General features: G+C 28.7%; 22 protein-coding genes. 5 read left to right on the plus strand and 17 right to left on the minus strand.

The window, feature by feature from the left end:
• Window positions 1–3 precede the first annotated feature (3 nt).
• The 15 genes from nuoL to APAC_RS12490 form a co-directional block, all read right to left on the minus strand.
• Complete coding sequence (gene nuoL, locus APAC_RS12420; RefSeq protein ID WP_130234412.1) at window positions 4–1,863, minus strand: NADH-quinone oxidoreductase subunit L; 1,860 nt, start codon at window positions 1,861–1,863, stop codon at window positions 4–6.
• 2 nt (window positions 1,864–1,865) lie between these two features.
• A complete protein-coding gene (nuoK, locus tag APAC_RS12425) occupies window positions 1,866–2,165 on the minus strand; it encodes an NADH-quinone oxidoreductase subunit NuoK (RefSeq protein WP_130234413.1) in 300 nt (99 codons plus the stop codon).
• On the minus strand, window positions 2,162–2,737 hold the full coding sequence (locus tag APAC_RS12430; protein WP_130234414.1) for an NADH-quinone oxidoreductase subunit J: 576 nt from the start codon (window positions 2,735–2,737) through the stop codon (window positions 2,162–2,164). The genes nuoK and APAC_RS12430 overlap by 4 nt, the downstream gene beginning before the upstream one ends.
• Window positions 2,738–2,745: 8 nt before the next feature.
• A complete protein-coding gene (nuoI, locus tag APAC_RS12435; RefSeq protein WP_130234415.1) occupies window positions 2,746–3,366 on the minus strand; it encodes an NADH-quinone oxidoreductase subunit NuoI in 621 nt (206 codons plus the stop codon).
• Window positions 3,367–3,376: 10 nt separating this feature from the next.
• A complete protein-coding gene (gene nuoH / locus APAC_RS12440; protein ID WP_130234416.1) occupies window positions 3,377–4,369 on the minus strand; it encodes an NADH-quinone oxidoreductase subunit NuoH in 993 nt (330 codons plus the stop codon).
• 1 nt (window position 4,370) lies between these two features.
• Window positions 4,371–6,845, minus strand: a complete 2,475-nt coding sequence (locus APAC_RS12445) for an NADH-quinone oxidoreductase subunit G (protein WP_130234417.1) — start codon at window positions 6,843–6,845, stop codon at window positions 4,371–4,373.
• Window positions 6,845–7,645 (minus strand): hypothetical protein, encoded by an 801-nt coding sequence (locus APAC_RS12450; RefSeq protein ID WP_130234418.1) that lies wholly within the window; start codon window positions 7,643–7,645, stop codon window positions 6,845–6,847. Before APAC_RS12450 ends, APAC_RS12445 begins: the two co-directional genes overlap by 1 nt.
• Entirely contained in the window at window positions 7,638–7,913 is a 276-nt protein-coding gene (locus tag APAC_RS12455) for an NADH-ubiquinone oxidoreductase subunit E family protein (protein ID WP_130234419.1), read from the minus strand. Before APAC_RS12455 ends, APAC_RS12450 begins: the two co-directional genes overlap by 8 nt.
• Before the next feature lie 8 nt (window positions 7,914–7,921).
• On the minus strand, window positions 7,922–9,148 hold the full coding sequence (nuoD, locus tag APAC_RS12460; protein ID WP_130234420.1) for an NADH dehydrogenase (quinone) subunit D: 1,227 nt from the start codon (window positions 9,146–9,148) through the stop codon (window positions 7,922–7,924).
• 6 nt (window positions 9,149–9,154) lie between these two features.
• Window positions 9,155–9,958, minus strand: coding sequence for an NADH-quinone oxidoreductase subunit C (locus tag APAC_RS12465; protein WP_130234421.1), 804 nt, complete (start codon window positions 9,956–9,958; stop codon window positions 9,155–9,157).
• On the minus strand, window positions 9,958–10,467 hold the full coding sequence (locus tag APAC_RS12470) for a NuoB/complex I 20 kDa subunit family protein (protein ID WP_130234422.1): 510 nt from the start codon (window positions 10,465–10,467) through the stop codon (window positions 9,958–9,960). The genes APAC_RS12465 and APAC_RS12470 overlap by 1 nt, the downstream gene beginning before the upstream one ends.
• On the minus strand, window positions 10,449–10,838 hold the full coding sequence (locus APAC_RS12475) for an NAD(P)H-quinone oxidoreductase subunit 3 (protein WP_130234423.1): 390 nt from the start codon (window positions 10,836–10,838) through the stop codon (window positions 10,449–10,451). Before APAC_RS12475 ends, APAC_RS12470 begins: the two co-directional genes overlap by 19 nt.
• Before the next feature lie 273 nt (window positions 10,839–11,111).
• Window positions 11,112–11,813 carry a hypothetical protein gene (locus APAC_RS12480; protein WP_130234424.1) on the minus strand — a complete coding sequence of 234 codons (702 nt, stop codon included), beginning with the start codon at window positions 11,811–11,813 and terminating at the stop codon, window positions 11,112–11,114.
• Window positions 11,814–11,825: 12 nt separating this feature from the next.
• Window positions 11,826–13,559 (minus strand): ATP-binding protein, encoded by a 1,734-nt coding sequence (locus APAC_RS12485; protein WP_130234425.1) that lies wholly within the window; start codon window positions 13,557–13,559, stop codon window positions 11,826–11,828.
• Window positions 13,560–13,575: 16 nt separating this feature from the next.
• Window positions 13,576–13,926 (minus strand): hypothetical protein, encoded by a 351-nt coding sequence (locus tag APAC_RS12490; RefSeq protein ID WP_130234426.1) that lies wholly within the window; start codon window positions 13,924–13,926, stop codon window positions 13,576–13,578.
• A 106-nt stretch (window positions 13,927–14,032) separates the two neighbouring features.
• Between APAC_RS12490 and APAC_RS12495 the strand changes: the two genes are divergently transcribed.
• Window positions 14,033–14,650: a tetratricopeptide repeat protein gene (locus tag APAC_RS12495; RefSeq protein WP_130234427.1), complete on the plus strand. Its 618-nt coding sequence runs from the start codon at window positions 14,033–14,035 to the stop codon at window positions 14,648–14,650.
• 24 nt (window positions 14,651–14,674) lie between these two features.
• Here the strand turns inward: APAC_RS12495 and nfo are convergent, their stop codons facing one another.
• Window positions 14,675–15,520, minus strand: a complete 846-nt coding sequence (gene nfo, locus APAC_RS12500) for a deoxyribonuclease IV (protein ID WP_130234428.1) — start codon at window positions 15,518–15,520, stop codon at window positions 14,675–14,677.
• 283 nt (window positions 15,521–15,803) lie between these two features.
• Here nfo and APAC_RS12505 point away from each other — a divergent pair, with 283 nt between their 5' ends.
• Both APAC_RS12505 and APAC_RS12510 read left to right on the plus strand, forming a co-directional pair.
• Entirely contained in the window at window positions 15,804–17,006 is a 1,203-nt protein-coding gene (locus APAC_RS12505) for an NAD(P)/FAD-dependent oxidoreductase (RefSeq protein WP_130234429.1), read from the plus strand.
• A gap of 77 nt (window positions 17,007–17,083) precedes the next feature.
• Entirely contained in the window at window positions 17,084–19,039 is a 1,956-nt protein-coding gene (locus tag APAC_RS12510) for an EAL domain-containing protein (protein WP_130234430.1), read from the plus strand.
• Here the strand turns inward: APAC_RS12510 and APAC_RS12515 are convergent.
• On the minus strand, window positions 19,036–19,395 hold the full coding sequence (locus APAC_RS12515) for a hypothetical protein (RefSeq protein WP_228255923.1): 360 nt from the start codon (window positions 19,393–19,395) through the stop codon (window positions 19,036–19,038). The two genes, APAC_RS12510 and APAC_RS12515, sit on opposite strands and share 4 nt — an antisense overlap.
• Window positions 19,396–19,484: 89 nt before the next feature.
• Here APAC_RS12515 and APAC_RS12520 point away from each other — a divergent pair, with 89 nt between their 5' ends.
• The gene (locus APAC_RS12520) at window positions 19,485–20,558 is read left to right on the plus strand and encodes an epoxyqueuosine reductase QueH (protein ID WP_130234431.1); all 1,074 of its coding nucleotides are present in this window, start codon (window positions 19,485–19,487) and stop codon (window positions 20,556–20,558) included.
• Entirely contained in the window at window positions 20,555–21,598 is a 1,044-nt protein-coding gene (gene lpxB, locus APAC_RS12525) for a lipid-A-disaccharide synthase (protein ID WP_130234432.1), read from the plus strand. The genes APAC_RS12520 and lpxB overlap by 4 nt, the downstream gene beginning before the upstream one ends.
• Window positions 21,599–21,649 lie beyond the last annotated feature (51 nt).

A 21,649-nucleotide genomic window follows, 5' to 3' on the forward strand; every position in this document is an offset into this window, starting at 1 on the left:
TTCTTATAGTACCGATAAAACTAAGGCAAGAACTAATCCTAAGATTAATCCAACAACCATTAGTCTTAAAGATGTTGATAAATTACCAGATTGAATTGGTCTAGCTTTTACACCTAATTTATTAATAAAGTGTGCTAAGTTATCAATTGAGTTATCAATTAATTTAATTTCAATCACTTTCCATACCCAAACAGAAACTGCATAATATGGTTTTGAAATGAATACCTCATAGAATTTTGGAATATAGTATTGATTAGATAGTAATTTATAAATAAATGTATCTTCCCAAGACTTACTAAACCCATCATTTCTGTATTTAATTACCGCAACTGCAATACCACCAATTGCAACTGCACTAGTTATTAAAATAAGTATCCAAACTGTTGAGTGCTCAAGATTATTAGCTTCCCATGTTGGAAGTGTTTTTGTTACAAAATCTACAAAGGCATGCTCAAACCATCCTGCAATCACTGCTAAAACTGCTAATGGAATCATAGCTGCAATTACAAAACCTTTTGCTTCATGGGGATGGAACTCTTCATCACTGTAGTTTTGCTTTCCAAAGAAAATTTTCATTACAAGTCTAAATGAATAAAATGCAGTTAAACCTGCTGTTATCCATAAAATAACCCATAATCCAATCGCATCAGCATTAAAGGCTGCTTCTAATATTTTGTCTTTTGAGAAGAATCCAGCTAATGGGAAAATACCAGCAAGTGCTAAAGAAGCAATAATCATAATATACGATGTTGCTTTCATTTTCTTATGTAATCCACCCATCTTTCTAATATCAAGTTCATCATCCATAGCATGCATTACATTACCTGCACCTAAGAATAAAACTGATTTAAAAAAGGCATGAGCTGCTAGGTGGAATAGTGCTACCCAATAAGCTCCAAGTCCAGCTGCTACAAACATATATCCAAGTTGAGATAATGTAGAGTAAGCAATAATTCTTTTCATATCATTATTTACTAATGCCATAGTTGCAGCAAATATCGCAACAAATGCTCCAAGTGCAGCAATTGCATATCCAACTTCAGGAATTAAAGTGTAAAGTTCATTTGCTCTAACTACTAAGTAAACCCCAGCTGTTACCATTGTTGCAGCATGAATTAATGCTGAAACTGGAGTTGGTCCTTCCATTGCATCAGCTAACCATGTATGAAGTGGGAATTGAGCTGATTTACCCATAGCCCCTAAGAATAGTAAAGCACCGATCCAAACTAAAGTTGAAGTCTCTAAAGTTGAAATTTGAGCAAATACAACATCATATTGTAAGCTTCCTAAATTCCAATAGATTAAGAACATACCAAGTAATAGTCCTAAATCCCCAACTCTATTCATAATAAAGGCTTCATTTGCTGCCCATGATGCTGATTCTTTGTGATACCAAAAACCAATTAATAACCATGAACAAACTCCAACACCTTCCCATCCAATAAATAATACAGCAAAGTTATCACCCATTACTAAAACTAACATAGAAAAAACGAAAGCTGATAGGTAAGAGAAATATCTATTAAAACCTTTGTCATGTTCCATATATCCAATTGAGTGAATATGAACCATTGTTGAAACAACTGTTACAACTGACATCATGACAACAGATACATGATCAACCACAAATCCAAATGGAATATCTAAACTTCCAATTACAATCCAATCAAATAGATTTACATGAAGTGTAGTCTCTGTTGTATAAACAAAATGTAATAAGTTTAATGATGCAACCATAGAAACTGCAAGCATAAATGATGTAAATATACCTGTAAAAAGTGTTTTTGGTTGAGTTGAGAAAAGTGCAGCAACTAAAGAACCAACTAAGGGAGCAAAAAGTGCAATGTATATATATTTTTCCATTATTATCCTTTCATCCCTGCAATTTCATCTAAGTTAATAGAACCTGTTCTTTTATACCACATAATAAGTAGCCCAAGACCTATAGCAACTTCTGCTGCTGCTACTGCAATGATAAAAAATGCAAACATTTGACCTGTTAAATCCCCGTGGAATTTTGAAACAGCAGCAAGTCCAACATTTACAGCATTTAACATAATTTCTGTTGAAAAGAAAAGCATTAATACATTTTTTCTTTTAATTACTCCGATTAAACCAATACAAAATAAAATCGTTGATAGAATTAAATAAGCATTAAGTGTCATTTTGTATCCTTTGAAGTATCTAACTCAATTTTTTCATCAATTTCATCCTCTTTCATTTCAGAGTATGATTCATTCATTTTTTTACCAGCAAGTACAATTCCACCAATCATTGCTACTAAAAGCATAATTGCTGCAACTTCAAAAGGAACTAAATATTTTGTAAATAAAACTAAACCAACATCAACAGAGTTTCCATATTCTGGATTTATAGGATGCTGCGCTGTTAAATTTTCTCCAATTACAGGAGCCATAAAAACAACAACTAATATAACAGCTACTACTCCTGATAATAAAAATACTAATCTTGGATGTTTTACTTTTTCTTTTACATCAGCTAATGTATCAAAGAACATCATTCCAAATGCATATAAAGCCATAATTGCACCTGTATAAACTACAATTTGCACCGCACCTAAAAAATCTGCACCTAATAAGAAGAAAAATGCAGAAATAAAAATCATTCCAGCTGCAAGAGAACTTAGGGCATATAAAGCATTACTAGTTAAAACAGTAATACTAAACATTCCTATAGTCAAAACAGAGAATATAATAAAAGCTACTTGTTCAAACATTTTCTCTCCTAATATGATAATGGCGTTTTTTTGATTTTTTTATCTGCATCTTTAGAAACAGAACCAAATCCATCAAACTCTAATTGAGCACCTAAGCCATCAGCACTTGTTAAGATATCTTCTTTTAGTGAGAAATGTGCTCTTTGTTCACTTGCATTTTCATATCTTCCACCATGAACAATTGCAAGTTCAGGACAAACCTCAGCACAATATCCACAGAAAATACATCTACCCATATTGATTGTATATTGTGTTGCAACTTTTCTAGAATTTTCATCTATTTTAGTCTCCATTCTAATACAATTTGCAATACATATCTTTTCACAAAGTCCACAACCAATACATCTCTCTTCACCTGATTCTAAAAGTCTAAGAAGTTTATGTACCGCTCTATATCTAGGACCAATTGGAAGTTTTTCTTTTGGATATTGTACAGTTGCCATTTCACCTTTGAAAAGTGCTCTAGTCATAATTCCAAATGTAATTTTTAAACCAACAAAAAGTTCACCTTTAACAGATCTAGAAATAACTTGTTTAAAAACTTCCCAAGATGTTTTAGGATAGTTATCTTCTTGAACTGTTACGTAATCTTCAGAAATATTTCTATTTTTAAATTCATTAAAACCCATAATTTAACTCCTAAAACATCATTACAAAACCAGTAACTAAAATATTTAGTACTGCTAATGGCATTAAGATTTTCCAACATAACCACATTAATTGATCAGGTCTAACATGTGGCCAAGCAGCTCTTGTCCATAAGAAGAAGAAAATTAAAGCCATAACTTTAAGGATAATTGCTAATCCACCAGGGATAAACCACATATCATTAAATCCACCTAAGAAAATAAGTGCTGTTAAAAATGCAATTGTAAATAGTGCTGCATATTCACCAATAAAGAACATACCCCATCTCATACCTGAATACTCAGTAGCATAACCTGCAACTAACTCAGCTTCATGTTCAAGTAAATCAAATGGCGTTCTATTTGTTTCTGCAAAACCAGCAATTACAAATAAAATAAATGCTAATGGCTGATACCAAACAATCCAGTCTGAAACTCCACCTGATTGATAGTTATTAATATCAATTAATGATAAACTTCCAACCATCATTAATGGAGCAAGAAGTGATAATCCTGATACAACTTCATAAGATAAAAGTTGAATAGCTGTTCTAGCTCCACCTAAAAGAGCCCATTTATTTGCTGAAGCCATACCAGCTAAAAGTGGTCCATATAATCCAACACCACCAACAGATAATACAAATAATACACCAACATTTATATCTGAAATAATTGGTCTGATGACATAACCAAACATTTCAAATTCTGGTAAAAATGGAATAGCACTCATTGAAATAAAGGCAGTTGCTGCTGTGATAATTGGTGCAATCATAAAGATTGGTTTATTTGCATTTGCTGGGATGAAATCCTCTTTTGTAAATAATTTTATACCATCAGCAGCAATTTGAAGCAAACCATAAGGTCCAACATTTGTTGGACCTAATCTTCTTTGCATAAATGCTAAAACTTTTCTCTCAATATAAGTAGTAAATCCAGCAAGTGCAGAAAAAACTGCAAGAACTATTACTACTTTAACAATAGTTTCTATAATAATACTTGTTTCCATACTATGCCTTTGTCACTTTAGCTTTATTAAATCTGTAAGTATTAAATAAAGCATTTGAAGGAGAGTTTTTCATAAATGTTGATATATAAGGGATATCACCATCAATTTGAATATCACAGTAAGCATTTAACTCTAAAGTTACTCCGTTTGCTTCTACTTTTACTTTATCACCTTCTGCTAATCCTAAAGCTTCAAAAGATTTTTTAGAGAAGAAAATTCCATCTTGTAACTTATCTTTAAATTCATGGGCAATTGCAGTAAACTCATTAAATTGATTAATTGGATTTGCTCTATAAATAATAGTTTCATCTTCAGCTAAAGATATTTTTTCTGCTTTATATTCTAAAGCTTGGTTAGTTCTATCTACATCAATAGAAACTAAATCATAGCCACGTCTTTCTACTTGATCATTTCCAAACTCATTTGGTAAATCATCGAATTCAATTGGTCTGTAACCTTTCTCAACTGGTAACTCTTTTGTATACTCAATTGTATAATCAACTTCACATCCTAAAATTTCATTTGCCATATCATTTAATGTATAACCTTTAAAAGGAAGTGCCGCATTTGTAGGAATTACTTTTTTATCAATATTTGTAAAAGTTCCTTCTTGTTGGTTAAGAGCTGGTACATCAATATCCCCATCACCTAAAGATGAAATTTGAACATCAGCTGCTACATTGTATCCAACTGTAAATCCTGTCTCTTCATCTGAAAGTTTACAGATTTGAGCTACACCTAAAGTATTTGTTTGAGTTGGAATAATAACTACATTAAATTTTGTATATCTATCAATTAAACCACATAGTTTTGCTAAATTTTGTGCATTTGGATGAGTAATTAAATCTTCACCTACAATTAATGAAAATCTCTCTTTTTTAGCAAGCATTGAGTCAATTAATTCAATAAATGATTCATCTTTCCCAAACTCTTCAAGTAGTGAAATGTATTCGTATTCAACTTCAGTTGAAACTTTTTTAGGAACCATTTTCTTAACTTCTTTTTCCTCACCCGTCTCTTCATCTTTTACAATTTCAACAACTTGCTCTTTAATTGTTTCAGTTACAGTTTTAACTCTTTTTTCAGTTAATGAATCTAAATATGTTTTGATATTTTGAGGTAAATCATTTCCAAACTTATATAGTATGAAATAAAGAATTGATTCTTCTACCATTGGATCATGGTAAATAAACTCAGTAGTTTTACCTTTTTTACCAATTTTTTCCATAATTGGATCAGCTACTGGATGGAAGTATAAACCTGCACCTTTATTAATAGTAATTGGGTTATTAAAAGCATATCTTGCATTTGGTAAATCTGATTTTAAATATGAACCAACTGAAATCACAAAATCAGTATTTAATACATCACTTAAAGTTGAAGAGTAAAGTGTAGTTCCAGCTGTTGATGAATAATCTTTTAAGAATTTTTGATATCTTCTTGCATCTTCATTTACTAATCTTGCGCCTCTATGGTCTGCAATTTTTTGTAAAAGTAATGCTTCTTCATTTGTAATAAATGAATTAAACTTAATAGTTCTAGCCATACTTAAAGCTTCAACTGCTTTTTTAAATGCTTCAAAATCTTTACTTTGAACTTTGTTTTCAAAGTCATATCCAAATCTTGCTGCACCATTTACAGTTGAATAATGTGGTTCACTATTTACTCTGTAGATTTTTTTAGTTTCATGATTATCAATTGATTCATGTTTTACATCATAATACATAAATGCACAGTCAGATGAATGAGGATTAGCTGCTGGGATTTTCTTTAACTCCCATGCATTTGAAGTATATTGGAAATCATGACTTACAAGTGCTCCAACAGGACAGGCTGCAATACATTCACCACAATTTGTACAGGCATCAGCATCATAACCAATAAGTGATTTATTAAGTTTATTCCACATAGCATATGCATCTTTTGGCATTTCAGCCTTAAATGTTTTATCAATTGCATCACTTGGTCTTTTTACAGTTGAAAGTGCATTTGAACCAACCATATCTTTACATACAGTTACACATCTTTCACAAACGATACATAAACCTGGGTCATAATTCATAACCCCCCAGTGTTGTGTAGGTCTATGAATATCTTTAATACTATAACTTTGAGAATCAACTTTCATGTATAAAGAGTAGTTTTGAAGTTCACACTCACCACTTTGGTCACAAACTCCACACTGTAATGGGTGGTTTACATCGTAAACTTCCATTATTGCACGTCTCTCTTTTGCAATATTTTCAGTTACAGTTGTAACTTCCATATCTTGTTTTATTTTAGTATTACAGCCATATACTTGTTTACCATCAGCTTCAACTAAACACAATCTACAGGCTAATGTTGGAGAACATCTTGTTAAATAACAAACAGCGGGAACAAAAACATCATTTGCTCTTGCTACATTTAAGATAGTTTCACCCTCTTTAGCTTGAACTGATTTACCATCAATTGTAAGTGTAATCATTTCACTCATTATGCCCCAACCTTTTCAATTTTTACTTGTTTATATCTATAACCATTTAAAATATTTTCACTTGTTTTTAAAATTGCAACCGTTCCATGAAGTTTATTATCAACTTTTAAGTTTTTTTCAATTTTTTCAGTGGGAGTATTAATAATAATTTTATCACCATCTTTAACTTTAGCAACATTTGCAAAAGTTTGACTAGCAATTAATTCATCTTCTTTATTTTCATCAATAAGTTTATAAACTAATGTTCCATCATATGATTTTAAATCTTCTACTTCATCTAGATTTTCATCATCACATGCATTAATTTTTTCTTCTAATATTTCATTTAAAACTACAAGATTTAAAGAAGAGTATTTTTTGATAACTGATAAAAATTTCACAATATTATCAATTCTTTCATGTTCTACTAAATCATCACCAATTATCAAAGTTTTATTTTTAAAGTTTTGTGAACTTTCTAAAAGTTCTTCAAATTCTTCTTCTCCAGCACTACTTTCAGCAGAAATATAACCTAAATCTAAATCATCAATATAGTTTTGAATTTTCTCATTTGAACTTTTAACAAATGAATCAAGTAACATAGCACAAACGCCCTCTTCACTACCAACTTCATATTTAATAAATTGATTGTAATAAAGTTTTAAATCTATATTATCAACTGGATGCATATAAATAAATTGAGTATCATTTTTAGCAATTGCTTCAATAATACTATCTCTAAATTGCTCTTTATTATCTGCAAGCATAGTTCCAAAAGTGATAATAAAGTCACTATTAGCAATTTGCTCAATTTTATTCATCACTACTACCTTCAGCTTCTTCAAGCTCTCTTGGTTCTGGCTTTACTTTTTTAACTACTAAAGTCCAATCAACTTCATTGAATTTTATAGAGTTCATTAGAGTATAACCAGCTTCATAAATAACATCAGCACTTTTTTGAACATTCTCAAAATCACCAATCTCAAACATAATAATTGCTGTTTCACCCTCAGCAATTTGTTTATCCATTAACTCTAACATTTTGTCGTAGAAGTCATTTTTTAAGTGTCTTAAATCAAATCTTTTCATAATAACCCCTATCTATCAATTTCACCAAATACAATATTTAAGTTACCAATAATAGTAACAACATCAGCTAATTGTAATCCAACTAATAACTCTTCTAAAATAGCAGTGTGTTGGAAAGAAGGTGTTCTAATTTTCATTCTATATGCATAAGGACTTCCATCACTACATACAAAGTATCCTAATTCACCCTTTGGTGATTCAGTTGCAACATATACTTCACCAACAGGTGGTCTCATACCTTGAGTTACTAGAACAAAGTGTTGCATAAGTGAATAGTTTTGAGTCATTATTTGCTCTTTTGGAGCTGAGATATAATTTGGTGCATGAGCCATAAGTTGAGTATCAGACTCTTCATACATTGGTACTAATTGTTTTAAGATTTTCGAAGATTCTCTCATTTCTTGGATACAAATTTTATATCTTCCATATGAATCATTTGTATATGAAACAGGAACATCAAAGTCAAGCTCTGGATATAAGCCATAAGGCATCTCTTTTCTTAAATCCCATTTAATACCACTTCCTCTTAAAGCAATTCCTGAACATCCCCAATCTTTTGCCATTTGTGGAGTAATAATACCTACATTTTCAAGTCTCATTTTCCAGATTCTATTTTCAGTTAATAAACCTTCATAAGTCTCTAACTCTTTTTCTAAAACTTCTAAGAAACTCATGCAGTCTTCGATCCAATTTGATGGTAAATCTAATGGAACTCCACCAATTCTAACTGCACTGTGAGTAAGTCTAGCACCACAATAATCTTCGATTAAATCTATTGCATATTCTCTTTCTCTAAAACAGTAAAGAAACATAGACATGGCACCAACATCAAGTGCGTGAGTTGCTAGCCAGAAAAGATGAGAAGTGATTCTATTTAATTCTAATAACATAGTTCTAATAACTTCAGCTCTTCTAGGTGCTTCAATTCCAAGAAGTTGCTCAATAGCTAAAGCATATCCATAATTATTTGAAGTTGCTGCAATATAATCCATTCTATCTGTAGTTGGTAAGAATTCATTATAAATCATATTCTCAGCCATTTTTTCCATACCTCTATGAAGGTATCCAATCATTGGTCTTGATTTAACTACTTCTTCACCTTGAAGTTCTAATACTAATCTTAACTGACCATGAGCTGATGGGTGCTGAGGCCCAAAGTTCACAGTCATTGTATTATCTTCACGCTCGAAGTTAATATTTTCAAAAAAAGGTTTTAATCTATTTGGTTGTTGCATATTTATCTACCTTCTTCTTTTTAAAACTACTGATTCTTCAGGTTTTAATTTTTTTACTAATGTATTTCCTTCTTCTTCCTCATAAGAAATAGAAGTCTCAGGTTCAAATTGTGAAATATCAGTATTAAATGGAACTTCATGTCCAAGTCTTGCAAATCTAGTTGTGTCATATCTATCAATAGCAGCTGGATCTCTTTGTTCAGGTCCAATTATATCTCTTGCTTCTTTTCCAAAAATTTTGTCAACTTCATACCATGAAGCTGCCTCATCACCTTGAAGTGGGTAAGTCTTTTTAAGTGGATGGTCATACCAATCATCAGGCATAATAATTCTTTTCATATTAGGGTGTCCTGTTACTTTTACTCCTAACATGTCATACATTTCTCGCTCGCTCCAATTTGCTGAAGCGAAAAATGGAGTTAAAGAGTCTATATATTCATCTTTTGGTAAAAAACATTTAATTCTGATTCTTTTGTGTTTTGTTAGTGATAAGAATTCATAAAATAGTTCATATCCACCTTTTGAAGCTAAATATTCAATTGCTGAAAGTTCCATTAACATGTCATATTCTAAAGTATCTTTAAGTAGTTTTACACATGCAGTTAAAAAACTTTTATCGATAATTACTACTAAATGTGTATGTTCAATGTATGCTTCTTTTACATGAATTGAGTAGTTAATCTCTTCAAAATCTTTAGTAAATATATCATCTTCATTTGGATTCTTTCTAGGAACTATTGGTCCTACAAAAAATCTATCAGAAAAATATGATTTTCTTTGTACATCTTGTCTATTTTTATACTCTCTCATTACACTAGCCTCTTTTTCTTATGAGCTCTAAAGATAGACTCTTTTCTAATTTTCTTTTGTAGTGTCATTAGGGCATATTGAAGTGTTTCAGGTCTTGGGGCACAACCTGGAAGATATATATCAACAGGAATAATTCTATCAGCACCTTGAACAGTTGCATAAGTATTAAACATACCACCTGTATTTGCACATGAACCCATTGAGATAACCCACTTTGGATCAGGCATTTGATCGTATAATCTTCTCATAAACTCTGCATGCTTTTTAGTTAAAGTTCCAGCGATAATTAAAACATCAGATTGTCTAGGAGATGCTCTAAAAATAGTTCCAAATCTATCAAAATCATATCTTGAAGCACCAGTTGCCATCATTTCGATTGCACAACAAGCTAATCCATAAGTCATAGGCCATAAAGAGTTTGACCTACCAAAATTAACAATTTTATCAATTGTTGTTAATTTTACAGCAGCACCGTTATCTTGTAAATAATTTATTTTATGCTGTGCCATTCAAGCGCTCCTTTTTTCCAAGCGTATAAAAACCCAATAGACAATAATGTTATAAATAGTAACATTTCAATAAAACCAAACCATCCAAGAAGTTTAAAGTTTATAGCCCAAGGGAACATGAAGATAATTTCCACATCAAATAAAATAAACAATAATGCAATTAAATAAAATTGCGTAGATATCGTATTTGGTTGTTTTGTAACCTCTGGTCCACACTCATATAGCGTAGTTTTCAGTTTTTCTGTATCTAGTCTTGCAATTTTTCTACTAATGTACCTTGACAACCAAACTGTTGCAAAGAAAGCAGAAAAAGTCACAACAAACATTACAAATGCACCAAAATAAGGATGAGCAAAATCCATATGTGTCATTTATGTATCCTTTGTATACTTAAATATATCAATTAGTAATCACTATTTATACTATCTAATTTGTAATAAATACCCAATTACAAAAATTACTAGCAAATAATAAACTAATCTGTGAAAAATAAGCTTTAAAATTAATGTTTTTCTAAGAATAAGGTTTAGCTTGGTACAAAAAGAAACACTATAATATTAAAAAAAATAAACTCCTAATTAATTAACTCCTTTTTATTAATTAAAAAAATAAGTAAATCTATTTAGCTTTAATTACTTAGTTAACTATATATCGCAGTTTATAAAACTATATTTTTTTTGATAACGAGAGCACTCTTTTCTAGGTAGTTGTATTAATATTGGAAATTTACTTATATCTAACCATTTTATGATACTTTTTATCCTTTCTTTTTTCATAGATGTACAGCCACTTGTATATTTTTTTTTAGGATTTTCTACGTGTAGAAAAATACATGAACCCAAATTATATTTTTGCATCTTATTATGCTCAACAACAATTACATATTCATATGTTTCATTTTTTAGCAACATATTTTCATAACTGTTATAATTTTGCTTATTTTTAGTTTTTATAATTTTATTATAGTTGTTACTTTTTGAATCATCTACACAAATGTGATTTTCTGTTGATTTTTCATATGGCATATTTGTATATACAAAGTTATGATAAGTATAAATTTTTGTTAAATCAAAAATTCCAGCAACTGCTTTTTTATCACCTTCAACTTTTACAGGATCAATACTATTTACTTCAAGATTATAATTAGACTCTCCCCATGCAAGTCCATTTTCACCAATATTAACTTTAATGACTTTTGATACTTGCTTAAACTTTCCATCAATTTTTTCATATTGAACTAAAGAGGCCCTTTGAGATTGAAAATCATCAGCTAGTACAAATATAACTTGCTTTGTTTCTGCAAAAATAGAAGTAAAAAAAATTGATAATAAAAATAGAAGTTTCATACTAAAAAGGGCTTAGAAAAACCCTACTTTAGTTTCACCATCAAATTGACCTTTTTGTTCTTTAGTAATTTGCTCTTTAAAATCTTCTACTTTAAAAATAGGCTCATCACTAACAGCAATTTTATATGCTGTATTTTTAATAACAAGTTCAATTTGACCACCTGTTAGTTCATACTTTGCTAACTCTTCTAATTCAAAATCATCACTTAAAGGTAAAGTTGAAGGTAATAACTTTTCCCATAGTTTTATTCTTTGAGTTTTATTTGGTTTAATAAACTCAATTTTATAGTTAAATCTTCTAGAAAATGCTTTATCAAGATTTTCTAATAAGTTTGTAGTTGCTATTAAAATCCCGTCAAATCTCTCAATTTGTTCTAAAAAGATATTTTGCATTTGGTTATGCATTTTATCACTACTACTCATTCCTCCAGCTGATCTTGCACTTAGAAATTGATCAGCTTCATTTAAAAGTAAAACAGGGTCTGATTTTGTTTCACTTCTTAATTCATAATACTTATCAAAAATATTTCTAACATTCTTTTCACTCTCACCAATATACATTGATAAGATTTTAGAACAATCAAAACTAAGGACCTCTTTTTTAAGTGATTTTGCAAGGGCAAGAGCTGTTAATGTTTTACCAGTCCCTGCTACTCCATAAAAGATAATCTTAGCTTCAATTCCTTTTTTCTTATCTTTTATTCCCCACTGTTTTAATCTATTTACAACGTTTTTATCAACTTGTTTTAATAAGGCATTTAAAGTCTCTTTTGTTTTATCATTTAGTACAACATCATCAAGTGTTTTATTTGTAGAGATTAATTCAAACATCTCTTGGTCTTTGATAATTGTATCCAGCTTGATTTTACCCATATTTGTTTTTTTCTTAGTTGGGTGAGAAATTTTATATAAGACCTCATCAGGGATATAAAAATTTCTATTAATTCCACCAAAAGGAGTTAATACTTCATCATAATCAACTAAACCTTTTGATACTAAAGGTGAACTCTCTTCAAGTAAACTTCTATATTTGATTTTTTCATAATCATCATTTGAAATTAGTTCAATTAAAGCATTCATATCTCTCATTGAACCATCTCCTCCTGAATACTCCTCTTTTAAAAGAGCTAAAAATAGAGTCTGTTCTTGGTCGTTTAAATCATTGTCTTTAAAAAAATCAACTAACATAATAGAATTACTGGTTACTTTAACTCTCTCTTTAATTCTATTTTCTAATAATACTAACTTTGATTTTAACCTATTTGAACTAGGGCTATTTACATCAAAATTTTTTCTAACAATATTTAACTGTTGAGCTAAATCAATTCTAAAAAACTGGTCTTGTAAATATTCTAAGTGGTCACTATAATTTTTAATTTCAGGAAGAACAAAATCATTTGCTCCACTTTCTAGCATCTTTAAATATGAACTAGATAAAGAGACACTAGAATTGATTAGTTCTAATTTTGAGACTTCACTTAACTTAATTTGGTCAAAAGATACTTGAACTAACCAACCAAACTCTAAAAGAGATTTTATTAAATCTAGTTTTTCTAAATGTTCAAACTCTTTTATATTGTAAAATTCATTTAATATTTCAATAATTCCTAATGTATCTCTACCTGATACATACTCTTTTGTCATAAACTGTAATATTTTTGCTTCTTCCACACTACACTTTAATTGTGCAAAAAAGTTTGTTTTTTCTATATCTTGTGAATTGATAAAATCAATAACTTCTTTCATTCTAAATTAAATCCTATTATTTTAATTTTTTTTGTAATTTTTCATAAAAATCATTTACTTCATCTTCAAGCTTGAACTCTAACTTGTCGTTTCCATTAATAATGATATTTTTCTTTTTAATTTCTAAACTATTTATACTTTTATAGTCAAAGTCTTTTGAATTTTTCTGTAAGTCAACAAAAAAGCTATTATGAACTTCCAAAACTCTATCTTCACATAAAGCTTTATATGAGCCCTTTGAATATACATACTCTTTACAATTATTTGTTTTTAAGTGTTCTTGTATTTTTTCTAAATTAGATGTGTCGTGCAGATTTAAACCTATAACAACTATTGCAATAATTACAAATAAAGCAATAAATATCATTTTTACTCCTATATACTAATAACATCTTACAGCAAAATCTCTTAACTACATATGAATAATAAAATTGATAAAATATTATCTATCAATAAAATACTAAAGGGTAATAATGAAGAAGTCCTTAACTTCACTTTTAACAACTACTGTTTTGGCTACAACTGTATTCACAGGTTGTACAAATCATAAAGAAGCATTAAAGGTTTTACCAAGTGAACTTGCCATTGCAGATGATTGTAGAAATCAAAATAAAAGTTTCGAGTACGACTGTTATGATTTAATCGCTTATAAAAATAGTTTTGCACAAATTAGACTAGGAATAATTGCACAAACTAAAGGTAACCACACTGAAGCTTTTCAAAGATACACAATAGCACAAAAAAAAGGGAATTTTTATGCTAATGCACTATTAGCTGATTTATACAATAAAGGTGAAGGTGTACAAAAAGATAAAGATAAAGTAATTGATTTATTAAAAGATGTCGATGAATTTGATCCAATTGCTGCATATAAATTAGCATATTATTACTTAGATAAAAAAGATTATACAGAGGCTATTGAATTACTAGAATTTGCTGCATTAAATAATGTAAAAAAAGCACAGTATGAACTTTATAAAATTTACAGTGAAGGAACTATCACAAAAATTAATTTAGATAGAAGTAAAGAGTGGTTTAAAAAATATGAAGATAAATCAAATAGTTTTATTTCTAAAATTTATGGTATTTAAAAAATAATTGAGAAGTAAGCTAACTTACTTTTCAATTAAATCATATAAAGCCTTAATCTCCTCAGGCCAAATTGTTTCATCTATAGTTTCTAAAACTAATGGAATATCATCCATTCTATCATCATTCATAATAAATTTAAATGCATCCCAACCAATTTTTCCAACACCTAAAGAATCATGTCTATCTACTCTACTTCCAAGTTCTGGTTTTGAGTCATTTATGTGCATACCCATTAAATACTCTCTACCAACAATATCATCAAACTCTTTCCAAGTTTTATCGTAAGCCTCTTTTGTTCTAATATCATAACCAGCTGTAAACATATGACAAGTATCAATACAAACACCAACTCTTGATTTATCTTCAACTTTATCAATTAAATATGCTAAATGTTCAAATTTGTATCCTAAGTTACTTCCTTGACCTGCTGTGTTTTCAATTACTAATTTTATGTCATTTGTTGCATCAATTGCTTGATTCATTGATAAAGCAATTCTATCTAAACACTCTTCTTCACTTATTTTTCTTAAATGACTACCTGGATGAAAATTTAATCTATCAAGTTTTAAAGTCTCACATCTTTGTATCTCATGAATAAAACCATTTAAAGACTTTTCTCTTTTCTCTTCTTCTGGATGACCAAGATTGATTAAATATGAATCATGAGGCAAAATATGTTTTGCTTCAATACCCGTTTTTTCAAACTCTTCAAACCATTTATCTAAAGTTTTAGTGTCAAAATCTTTTGCAGTCCACTGTCTTTGATTCTTTACAAATAAAGCAAAAGCTTTTGCCCCTATTTCTCTTGCATTTATTAGAGCATTATATACTCCACCACTTGCACTTACATGAGCTCCAACATATTTCATATCAAATCCTATTAGTTATAAATTATTAATTTTAGTTATTAAAATCTTTATTAAGTGTAATATATAAACACTCTTAAAATAAAATTTCAACTATTTAAGATTTTTATCTTATCCTAAAATTGCTAAGTATAAAATTTCAAATAGTATTTATTCAGCCGCTACATGTAGGCTATAAAATTTGAGTAATATTACAAAATTAGTTCTTATGTTAATTCTAATACACTGTGAATAAGTAGTAGAGTTAATCTAAAAGCTAAATATAAAGTAGACAAGAGGGAAATTAATGAAAAGAGTCGTAATTATTGGAGGAGGGTATGCTGGAATATATGCCCTAAGAGAGTTAGTTAAAAATAAAAATATAAAAATAACATTGATTGATAAACATACTTATCATAACTTGCAACCAGAAGTTTATGATTTAATCGCAAATAAATCGAATTTTGCTGATGTAACAATTGACTTAACAACTCTTTGCTTAGGTTTTAACCATGACCATCTAGAATTCAAAAACTTAAAAGTAAGAAAAATAGACCAACATAAACAAAAAATCTTCACAGAAGAGGAAGAGATTGTAGAATATGATTATCTAATTATGGCAGCTGGGACTAGAACTTACTTCCCTCCTCAAATTCCAGGACTTAATAGTGCAGATGATATTAAAAAACTTCATAGAGCTATTACATTTAAACAGCACTTTGAATCTCAGTTATTCCAAAAAATAAAAGATGAAGCAAGACAATGTGCTGATACTCATATTGTAGTTGTAGGTGCTGGTTTATCTGGTGTTGAAATTGCAGCTGAAATGGCATATTATTCAAATAAGTTTTTTGAAAGAGGAAACTTCTCTTGTGACAATTTAAAAATATCCCTTGTTAGTAGTTCATCTGCAATCTTACCTGGATTAAAACAAGACTTAATTAATATCTCTCAAAAAAGATTAAAATCACTTGGAATTAATATTATTACTAACACTAAACTTCAAAGTGTTGAAGATGGTTATTGTGTACTTTCAAATGGAACAAAAATACATCATTCATTTGTAATATTCACAGGGGGTATAGAAGCTTCTACAATCAGTTCAGAGCTTGATGATGTTGAAAGAAATGGTAGAGGACAATTAATAGTAAATGAACATCTACAAACTGAGAAACATCAAAATATTTTTGCAATTGGAGATATTGCTGAAATAAAGAATAAAGATGGTGAATTGATGCCTCCAAATGTTACAATTGCAAGAATAAGTGGAACATGTGCTGGTAAAAATGTATTAAAGCTAATTGATGGTAAACCAATGGGTGTATGTGATCCAAAACTTGATGGTATTTTAATTGCACTTGGTGGGAAATATGCTGCAGGTGATATCTATGGTATGCTAACTGTAAGTGGTAGATTAGCATATGAGATTAAAAAATATGTATTTAGTTCATATAGAAAACCTTTAATTAAGTTAATTAAAAAAGGTTATAATAAATTAAGAAGAATGTAGTTCTTAAAAAATAATTTTTTTGTAACAAAGCTTAATTATGATATAATTATAACTATCTAAGCTTTGTGGCAGAATTAATGAAGAAAAAAACAACCTATAAAAAACTTATTTTAAAAATCATATTAACAACTCTGACATTGACATTAACTGTCGCGTTCATATATTCAAATTATATGAAACAAGAAGCTATACAAAAACTTTCAAAAATTGATGCTAGAAAAACTACTGAACTTATTTTTCAATCTTTATACTCAGCAATGGAAAAAGGATGGACAAGAACTGATTTAGAAAATATTATAAAAAGACTAAATACTGTTGATGAGAATATGATAGTTAATGTCTACAGAAGCCAAGAAGTAGTTAAAAACTTTGGTGATATTCAAAAAGATTATTACGCAAGAGAAAATAATCCTTTTGTTAAAAAATCATTACAAAATGATGAAATATTAAATATTGTTGATGATTCAACAATTGAATACTATTATCCAATTGTAGCAAAAAATGAATGTCTAAAATGCCATACTAAGACTACACAAGGAGAAGTACTAGGTATTATAAATATCAATTACCCAATTAATGATTTAAAAGTTTCATTGTCATCATTTATTAATTTCTTTATATTATTTATAATACTTTTTTCTATTGCAATTTTTGTAGCTTTATATTTTGAATTTGAAAAATATGTTATTAAACCTATTAAAAAATTTGTAAACAATATAAATTATATATCAGAAAATAAAGATATAAAAAGAAGAATAGGAATTGAAAATAAAATTCATGAAATTGATAATATGCAAGATGTCTTTAATGAGATGTTAAACTCATTAGAGTATCAATTTTATTATGATGAATTAACACAACTTCCTAATAGAAAAAAACTTATTGAAGTTTTAGCAAATAAAAGAAACTCTATTTTAATGATAATTAATATAGACAAATTCCAACATATTAATGATTTGTATGGTGATAAAATTGGAAATGATATTTTAGTAAATACTGCAAAAATCATTAATAATAATGTTTCTGAAGAAATTGAACTTTTTAAGCTACATGCTGATGAATATGCTTTATATATGCCTTTGACTATAACAAAAGAGGAGATACATATTTTAGCAAATCACCTTACAACTGCAATTGAAGACAATACTTTAAAAGTAAAGGATTCAGAAGTATTTGTAAATGCAACAATTGGTGTTTCTGTTGGAAATGAGTATTTATTAAATAATGCAGATATGGCATTAAAACTTGCAAAAAAGAAAAAAACAAAATATCTAATTTATGATGTATCTATGAATATTGAACATGAGTATGAACAAAATCTTAAATGGTCAAAAAAAATAAAAGATGCTATTCAAACAAATCAAGTTATACCAGTTTTTCAACCAATAGTAGATATTAAAACTTCTCAGATTGTAAAATATGAAGCACTAATGAGAATAATTGATGATAATGGTGACTTTATTGAACCTGTTCATTTTCTTGATTTAGCTAAAAAAAATAAGTTATATACAAAATTAACTCAAGTAATTGTAGAAAAAACATTTGAAATTTTTAAGGACAAAGATTATCAGGTTTCTATTAACTTATCAGTTCAAGATATTCTAAATGAAGAGGTACATCAACTAATTTTGAGTTTGCTAAACAAATACAAATTCAAAGATAAAATTGTTTTTGAGTTAATTGAATCAGAAGGAATTGAAAACTTTGATGAAGTAATTAATTTTATTGAACAAGTTAAAAAACTTGGAGCAAAAATTTCTATCGATGATTTTGGTACAGGTTACTCAAACTTTGAATATATTATGAAACTAAAAGTTGACTATATCAAAATTGATGCTTCTATGATAAAAAATATTGATACAAATAAAAACTCACAAATGGTTACTGAAACTATCATTGATTTTGCAAAAAAACTAGAGATTAAAACAATTGCTGAATTTATACACTCAAAAAATGTATATGATGTAGTAAAAGAAATGGGCGTTGATTATGCGCAAGGATACTATTTAGGGAAAACTCAAAGATTAGATTAGTCTTTGAGTATTTTTATTAATATGCCATGGGCTTTGTCTCTATAAAGAATCTCTTTATCATTTTTTTCAAATAATTCTTTTATAAAATTCTCTTTATAACTGCTATGTAAATTTTCTTTATTAAATGTTTTAAAATCTTGACATCTAAATGTTGAGCTACAAATTCTATCATCATATATTTTCATATCTAATACAACTGTACCTGCACTAAATATTTGAACTTGCGTGTAATGTTCATATTTATAGATAAACCCTTTATCATAAAACTTCATATTTGGTGTTTTTATAAGAATTGTAGCACTTGAACTGCTAACTATCTGTTTTGAAGTACAAGATGTAAAAAGAAAAATTGTCATTAGAAAAAATATTAAATTTTTTATAACTAATCCTTTGTTTTGAAATATTTTACTATAATATCCATAAATTATATAATCAAAGGTTTTATTTGTTAGTACATATTTGTTGTGCAGTTGATAGTCACTATTTTTTAGAAAGAATTCAAGAAGAGTATCCAAATGAAGAATTAGTAGGTTATTTTTATGACCCTAATATTCATCCATATAGTGAGTATAGACTTAGATATTTAGATGTAGAGTATTCATGTAAAAAATTAGGAATTAAACTAATTGAAGGTGCTTATAACCTAGAAGAATGGTTAAAAAAAGTTAAAGGAATGGAACACTTACCTGAAAAGGGCGATAGATGTACAGTTTGTTATGATGATAGACTAGAAACAACTGTTAAAAAAGCCCAAGAATTAGGTCATGATAAGTTTACATCAACACTTTTAATCTCTCCAAAAAAATCTCAAGAAAAGTTAGAAAAGATTGGTGGATACTTACAAAAAGAGACTGGAGTTGAGTTTATTTTTAGGGATTACAGAAGTGGAAATGGTGGTCAAATTCAAGGTGAAAAAGTAAAAGAAAACTCACTATATAGACAAAATTATTGTGGCTGTTTATTTGGTCTTAGTGCCCAAAGAGAAGCTCAAAAAAAGATTATGGATGAAATGTTTAGTCCAATTTCTAATCAAATTTTACCTGAATCTATTGAAGAAAGATTAGAGCTTTATAAAAGAAGAAATAACCTTGAAGATAGTGGTGAGCAATACAAAATCATCAAACAAAGATTTTTAAACTATAGACTTCTAAGTGGTATTGTAAAGGTTAAAAAACAGATTGTTCCCTCATATATTTTATGTTACTCAACAATTCAGCGAAATAGAATGGAAGGAAGAATTGAGTATGAAAAAGATGGTATTAATTATCTAAATAGGAATGAAGTAAAAGTGCTAAGTTTAGAGACTTTTAATACTATTGCAAATACTTCATATAAAAATGTAGTAGAGCTTATGTACAAGCCACTATCATTTGAAAAAGAGTTAGAAATTAGAAATAAAATTACAAAAAATCCATTTGATTTAAGTGCAGTTATAATTTTAGATGAAATACAAAATGAGAAATATGAAATCAATATCAATGCTGAGACTTATGAAGATGTGAAAGAAGAGATTATATGAAAATATTAGTAAGTGCATTAGAAACATCATCAAATATCCACTTAAAAGAGTTAAAAAAACATTTAAATGATGATATTGAAATAGTTGGAGTTTTTGATAAAGAGTTGGGAAATCCACTTTATGATTTGACTGCACTTGCTATTATGGGATTTGTAGATGCTTTAAAGAAATTAAGATTCTTCTTTAAATTAAGGGATGAATTAGTTGAGTTAGCAAAGGATTGCGATAAAGTTTTACTTATGGATTCTTCTGGATTTAACCTACCCTTAGCAAAAAAATTAAAAGAAACATACCCAAATAAAGAGATTATTTACTATATTCTACCTCAAGCTTGGGCTTGGAAAAAAGGTAGAGTAAAAAAACTTGAAGCATATTGTACAAAGCTTTGCTCTATCATTCCATTTGAAAGTGAAATATATAATGACAAAGAAAAAATCACTTACGTAGGACACCCATTACTTGATGAAATAAATCATTTCAAAGAGAAATTAACTGAATCAAATAAAATCGCATTTATGCCAGGAAGTAGAAAGACTGAGATAAAAAATCACATGCCAATTTTTAAAGAACTTGCTTCAAAAATACCTAATAAAGAGCATATATTAATCATCCCTGAAAAATTTGATGATGAATATATCAAAAAGATATATGGGGATATTTCAGGATTTACAATTTCAAAACAAGCCCACAAAACACTGCAAGAAGCTGAGTATGCTTTTATTTGTTCTGGAACTGCAACTTTAGAAGCAGCATTGATTGGAACTCCATTTACCCTAAGCTATATTGCCAAAAAGTTTGACTATTTTTTAGGAAGTATGTTTGTGAAACTAAACTTTGTAGGACTTGCAAATATTTTCTTTGAAAAAATGGGAAGAACACAAATACATAGTGAGTTTTTACAAGAAAACGTTACCATTGAAAACTTATTAAATGACTATAAAAACATGGATAAAAATAAGTTTTTTGATGACTCAAAACAGCTAAGAGAATACTTAAGAAATGGAAGTTCAAAAAACGTCGCACAGATAATAAAAAACTAACTTTTTTTTAGTTATAATATTTACCATTTTAGAAAAAATCATAGGATAATA

The sequence above is a fragment of the Malaciobacter pacificus genome, from assembly GCF_004214795.1.
In the GTDB taxonomy this organism is placed as follows: Bacteria; Campylobacterota; Campylobacteria; order Campylobacterales; family Arcobacteraceae; genus Malaciobacter_A; species Malaciobacter_A pacificus.

Bases quoted from the DNA above. Each gene is read 5' to 3' on its own strand.
- APAC_RS12485 (WP_130234425.1), bottom strand. From the start codon at position 13,559: ATGAAAGAAGTTATTGATTTTATCAATTCACAAGATATAGAAAAAACA.
- APAC_RS12495 (WP_130234427.1), top strand. From the start codon at position 14,033: ATGAAGAAGTCCTTAACTTCACTTTTAACAACTACTGTTTTGGCTACA.
- APAC_RS12515 (WP_228255923.1), bottom strand. From the start codon at position 19,395: ATGACAATTTTTCTTTTTACATCTTGTACTTCAAAACAGATAGTTAGC.
- APAC_RS12445 (WP_130234417.1), bottom strand. From the start codon at position 6,845: ATGAGTGAAATGATTACACTTACAATTGATGGTAAATCAGTTCAAGCT.
- APAC_RS12455 (WP_130234419.1), bottom strand. From the start codon at position 7,913: ATGAAAAGATTTGATTTAAGACACTTAAAAAATGACTTCTACGACAAA.
- APAC_RS12450 (WP_130234418.1), bottom strand. From the start codon at position 7,645: ATGAATAAAATTGAGCAAATTGCTAATAGTGACTTTATTATCACTTTT.
- APAC_RS12475 (WP_130234423.1), bottom strand. From the start codon at position 10,838: ATGACACATATGGATTTTGCTCATCCTTATTTTGGTGCATTTGTAATG.
- nuoK (WP_130234413.1), bottom strand. From the start codon at position 2,165: ATGACACTTAATGCTTATTTAATTCTATCAACGATTTTATTTTGTATT.
- nuoD (WP_130234420.1), bottom strand. From the start codon at position 9,148: ATGCAACAACCAAATAGATTAAAACCTTTTTTTGAAAATATTAACTTC.
- nfo (WP_130234428.1), bottom strand. From the start codon at position 15,520: ATGAAATATGTTGGAGCTCATGTAAGTGCAAGTGGTGGAGTATATAAT.
- APAC_RS12490 (WP_130234426.1), bottom strand. From the start codon at position 13,926: ATGATATTTATTGCTTTATTTGTAATTATTGCAATAGTTGTTATAGGT.
- APAC_RS12480 (WP_130234424.1), bottom strand. From the start codon at position 11,813: ATGAAACTTCTATTTTTATTATCAATTTTTTTTACTTCTATTTTTGCA.
- lpxB (WP_130234432.1), top strand. From the start codon at position 20,555: ATGAAAATATTAGTAAGTGCATTAGAAACATCATCAAATATCCACTTA.
- APAC_RS12465 (WP_130234421.1), bottom strand. From the start codon at position 9,958: ATGAGAGAGTATAAAAATAGACAAGATGTACAAAGAAAATCATATTTT.
- nuoI (WP_130234415.1), bottom strand. From the start codon at position 3,366: ATGGGTTTTAATGAATTTAAAAATAGAAATATTTCTGAAGATTACGTA.
- APAC_RS12470 (WP_130234422.1), bottom strand. From the start codon at position 10,467: ATGGCACAGCATAAAATAAATTATTTACAAGATAACGGTGCTGCTGTA.
- nuoL (WP_130234412.1), bottom strand. From the start codon at position 1,863: ATGGAAAAATATATATACATTGCACTTTTTGCTCCCTTAGTTGGTTCT.
- nuoH (WP_130234416.1), bottom strand. From the start codon at position 4,369: ATGGAAACAAGTATTATTATAGAAACTATTGTTAAAGTAGTAATAGTT.
- APAC_RS12510 (WP_130234430.1), top strand. From the start codon at position 17,084: ATGAAGAAAAAAACAACCTATAAAAAACTTATTTTAAAAATCATATTA.
- APAC_RS12430 (WP_130234414.1), bottom strand. From the start codon at position 2,737: ATGTTTGAACAAGTAGCTTTTATTATATTCTCTGTTTTGACTATAGGA.
- APAC_RS12505 (WP_130234429.1), top strand. From the start codon at position 15,804: ATGAAAAGAGTCGTAATTATTGGAGGAGGGTATGCTGGAATATATGCC.